Raw genomic sequence first — 942 nt, 5'->3', positions numbered from 1 at the left:
AGTTCGCTCGCGCTGGGCACGCAGGCTGTTGCGGTCGGCGTCAGCACGGTTATGGTCGGACAAGGCGCCGGCGCCGGTTCAACCGCCGGCACTTCCAGGTCGGTCGCGATGGGCGTTGCGGCCGGCACGCTTGTGAGCGGCGCACAGAACACCGCCATCGGCAGCGGCATTCCCAGCGTCATGAGGGGCGCCGGCTCGGGCGTCACGGGCGCACGCAACCTCGCCATGGGAACCGGCGACGGCACCGCCACTTACGACGGCACGCTTTCGGCTTCGGCAGGCAACCTAGTGACGGGTAACGACAATATTGCCATCGGCACCAATGCCGGCATCGGCGTAGCCGCCAATGCAACGACATCGATCGGCTTCCATGCCATGGCAACCGCCGACAATACTGTTGCGGTCGGCCCCCAGGCCAATGCTAGCGGGACCAACTCGGCAGCGCTCGGCAACGTCGCCGTCGCTTCGGGCAACTTCGCGCTGGCTCTGGGTAATTCGGCCGTATCGAGTGGAGTGGGCGCCGTCGCGGCGGGGTCGGGAGCCCAGGCCACAGCCGTCTCGACCACGGCGCTCGGCAACAACGCCACCGCGACCGCCGCGAACGCAGCCGCGCTGGGACTGGGTGCTACCGCTAGCGGAATCAACAGTGCCGCTCTCGGCCGCGGCGCCCAAGCCAGCGCCCTGAATGCCGTCTCTGTCGGCGCTGGGACAAGGGCATCCGGGATAAACTCCGTCTATCTCGGCTCGAGTAGTTTTGCGACGAGCGCCAGTGGCCAAAGCGCGATCGGCATCGGCACGGACGTGACAGCATCCGCGAACGATGCCCTTGCGATAGGACGCGAAAGCCAAGCAACTGCGACCAATGCCATCGCGATCGGTCTCCAGTCCTTCGCGGACACCGCCGACGCCGTCGCCATCGGCACCGGCGCGACCGCGACCGGC

Annotated in this window: 1 pseudogene; it reads left to right on the top strand. The window is 67.7% G+C overall.

What is annotated here, in order from left to right:
• Nucleotides 1-942: pseudogene (locus tag MOV76_RS39235) on the top strand (calcium-binding protein); the annotation flags it as partial.

This window comes from Rhizobium sp. PRIMUS64 (assembly GCF_023006465.1).
In the GTDB taxonomy this organism is placed as follows: Bacteria; Pseudomonadota; Alphaproteobacteria; order Rhizobiales; family Rhizobiaceae; genus Rhizobium; species Rhizobium leguminosarum.
Note: the sequence above shows the minus strand (reverse complement) of the source record. Positions and strands in the feature narration are given on the sequence as shown.